The organism is Micromonospora sp. MW-13 (genome assembly GCF_003434305.1).
Lineage (GTDB): Bacteria > Actinomycetota > Actinomycetes > Mycobacteriales > Micromonosporaceae > Micromonospora.
This window is the reverse complement of the sequence record NZ_QKKX01000065.1, coordinates 1-3720: the sequence shown is the minus strand read 5'-3', so window position 1 is coordinate 3720 and position 3720 is coordinate 1. Positions and strand designations below refer to the sequence as shown.

The 3720-nt window shown below is 74.1% G+C and carries 1 protein-coding gene; it reads right to left on the bottom strand.

All coding sequences use genetic code 11. The features are described 5' to 3' along the window. Positions 1–3720 (bottom strand): SDR family NAD(P)-dependent oxidoreductase (locus C5N14_RS27310; RefSeq protein ID WP_117672135.1); only part of this gene is annotated, 3720 nt, incomplete at both ends.

Sequence of the window (3720 nt, the reverse complement as noted above, 5' to 3'; positions counted from 1 at the left end):
GCCACGAGATCGTCCACGCGCGAGCCCCACACCACCGCCCGGTGCTCCAACGCCGCCCGCGACGACACCAACGACCACGACACGTCCACGGCCGACAGGCCGGACCGACCCCGCGCGAACGCCGCCAACCGCGCCGCCTGACCCACCAACGCCCGCTCCGAACGCCCCGACACCACCCACGGCACCGGCAACCCGGGAGCCACCCGCGCCGGCGGAACCGACTCCACCACCGACTCCGGACCGGGCTGCTCGATGATCACGTGGGCGTTGGTGCCGGAGATGCCGAACGACGACACCCCCGCCCGACGCGGACGGTCCACCCCCGGCCACTCCCGCGACTCCGTCACCAGAGTCACCGCGCCCGACGACCAGTCCACGTGCGAGGACGGCTCGTCCACGTGCAGCGTCGCCGGCACGACGCCCTCCCGCATCGCCAGGATCATCTTGATGATTCCCGCGACGCCGGCGGCGGCCTGGGTGTGACCGATGTTCGACTTCACCGAACCCAGAAGCAACGGCTCATCCCGGCCCTGCCCGTAGGTGGCCAGCAGAGCCTGCGCCTCGATCGGATCACCCAACGTCGTACCCGTGCCATGCGCCTCGATGACGTCCACGTCGACCGGCGACAGACCCGCGCTGGCAAGGGCCTGCCGGATCACCCGCTGCTGCGACGGACCGTTCGGCGCGGTGAGCCCGTTCGACGCACCGTCCTGGTTCACCGCCGAACCCCGCACCACCGCCAGAACCCGCCGACCCTCCCGCCGCGCGTCCGACAACCGCTGCACCAGCAGCACACCGACGCCCTCCGACCAACCCGTCCCGTCCGCCGCCTCGGCGAAGGACTTGCACCGCCCGTCGGCCGAGAGCCCGCCCTGGATCGAGAACTCCGCGAAGGTGGCCGGGGAGGCCATGACGCAGACGCCGCCGGCCAGCGCGAGGTCGCACTCGCCGGACCGCAGTGCCTGGGCCGCGAGGTGCAGCGCCACCAGCGAGGACGAGCAGGCGGTGTCGACCGTCACCGCCGGCCCCTCGAACCCGAACGAGTACGCCACCCGACCGGACAGCACGCTGGTCGCGTTGCCGGTGAGCAGGTGCCCGCCGACCTCCTGGGCCCGGCCGACGGATCCGCTGGCGTACCCCTGGAAGCTGGCGCCGGCGAAGACGCCGACGGCACCGCCCTTGAGGCTGGTCGGGTCGAGGCCCGCCGACTCGATGGCCTCCCAGGACGTCTCCAGCAGCAGCCGCTGCTGCGGGTCCATCGCGAGGGCCTCGCGCGGCGAGATGCCGAAGAACTCCGCGTCGAACTCGCCGGCGTCGTAGACGAAGCCGCCCCTGCGGACGAAGGACGTGTCGGACATGCCGCTGTCCAGGATGCCGTCCCACCCCCGGTCGAGCGGGAACTCCGAGATGCCGTCCCGGCCGGCGGCGAGCAGTTGCCACAGCTCGTCGGGCGTGCCGACGCCGCCGGGCAGGCGGCAGCCCATCCCGACGATGACGATCGGATCGTCGTCCAGCGCGGCGGTGCGGCGGGCGGCGGGCGAGTCGCCCGACGCTCCGATCACGGTGTCGCGCAGGAAGGCCGTCAGGGCCGCCGGGGTCGGGTGGTCGAAGACGAGGGTGGTGGGCAGCGTGAGGCCCGTCTCGGCGGTCAGCCGGTTGCGCAGCTCGACGGCCGTGAGCGAGTCGAACCCGAGGCGCTGGAAGGCCCGGTCCGCCGGGACGGCCTGCGCGCCGGAATGGCCGAGCACCGCGGCGACCTGGGACCGTACGAGGTCGAGCAGGAATGCCTCGGCCTCCGCCTCCGGCAGGCCCGCGAGCCGCCCACGCAGCGCGGACGTCCCGTCGGTGGTGGCATCCGGGTTCGGGGTGGCCGCCGCGAGTGCCGCCTGGGCCTCGGGGATCTCGGTGAGCAGCGGACTCGGCCGCATTGCCGTGAACGACGACGCGAACCTGTCCCACCGCACGTCCGCCACCACCACCGACACGTCACCCACCGCGAGCGCCCGTTCCAGCCCCGCCACCGCCAGCTCCGGCGCCATGCTCACCAGGCCCCGCCGGCTCAGCTGTTCACCGGCCTCACCCACCGCCATTCCCGCCTCGGCCCAGGGGCCCCAGGCCACCGACGTTCCCGCCAGGCCCCGGGCCCGCCGCGACACCACCAACCCGTCGACGAACGCGTTCGCCGCCGCGTACCCCACCTGCCCCGCGCTGCCCCACACGCCCGCGATCGACGAGAACACCACGAACGCGTCCAGGTCTGCACCCGCCAACAGCTCGTCCAGCACCACCGCGCCGCCGACCTTCGCCCGCAGCACCTCCGCCAGCTCTGCCGGGCCCACCTCGCCCAACGGCGTCATCTGCGCCACCCCGGCCGCGTGTACCACCGCCCGCACCCGATCACCACGCTCGGCCAATCCCGCCAGCAACTGCGCCACGGCAGCACGATCGGCCACATCGCACCCCACCACCGACACCCGCGCACCCGAGCCCCGCAGACCCGCCACCGCGCTGTCCACCCCCGGCGCGGTCTCGCCGCGCCGGGACACCAGCACGACATGCTCCGCGCCGACGCCCACCGCCCACTCGGCCACCCGTACACCCAACGCGCCCGTGCCGCCCGTCACCAACACGGTTCCCGACAACCGCACACCGCCACCGCCAGCGTCCGCACCGGCCCGCACCAGCCGCCGCACGAACACCCCGGACGGCCGCACCGCCACCTGGTCCTCATCGCCACCCGCCAACACCCCGCACAACCGATCCCACGCCCACTCGTCGACCACGCCGGGCAGGTCCACCAGGCCACCCCAACGGCCCGGCTCCTCCAACGCCACCACCCGTCCCAGACCCCAGACGGAGCTGGCCGTGGCGTCGACTTCCGTGTCGTCGGAGCCGCCCACGGAGGCCGCACCGCTGGTCAGCCACCACAGGCGACCGTCGATGTCGGTCGTGGCCATCGCCTGGGCCACCGTCAACGCTTCGGCCACCCCGGCCCCGGCGAGGGAGATCACGGACAGCAGCCCGGCGACGGTCTCGCTGGTGTCCACCGCGCCGGCGAGCTGCCGCGCGATCCGGTCCCGGTCCACGGCGTCGATCACCACGGGGACGACCCGGGCGCCCCGGGCCGCCAACGCGGCGACCGCAGGGTGCTCCTCCTGGCCGGGCAGCATCAGCACGAGCCACGAGCCCGTCAGGCCGGTACGCCCGTCCACTTGGTGCGAGCGCCACCCGACGCGGTAGCGCCAACCGTCGACGGTCGAACGCCGCTGGGCGTCCCGACGCCACTGGGCGAGCTTCGGCAGCACCGCGCCGAACGGCTCGTCCGCGCCCACGCCCAGCTCGCCGCCGAGCAGGCCCGGGTCGCCCGACTCCACCGCCGCCCAGAACCGGCCGTCGAGGGCGGTGGCCGGGGTGTCGACCTCGGCCGAGGTCGACGGCTCGGCCCAGTACCAGGTGCGGTCGAAGGCGTAGCTGGGCAGGTCGACCACTCTCGGCCGGACACCCGCCTGCGCCAGATAGGCAGACCAGTCCACCGACACCCCTGCCGCGTGCAACTGACCGACCGCCGACAACAGCGACTCCACCTCGGAACGGTCCCGACGCAGCACCGCGACCCGGCGCACCTCGCCGTCACCGGCCACCTCGGCCACCATCGCCGTCAACACCGCGTCCGGACCCACCTCGCAGAACGTGTCCACCCCCGCGGACCGCAGCGCCGTC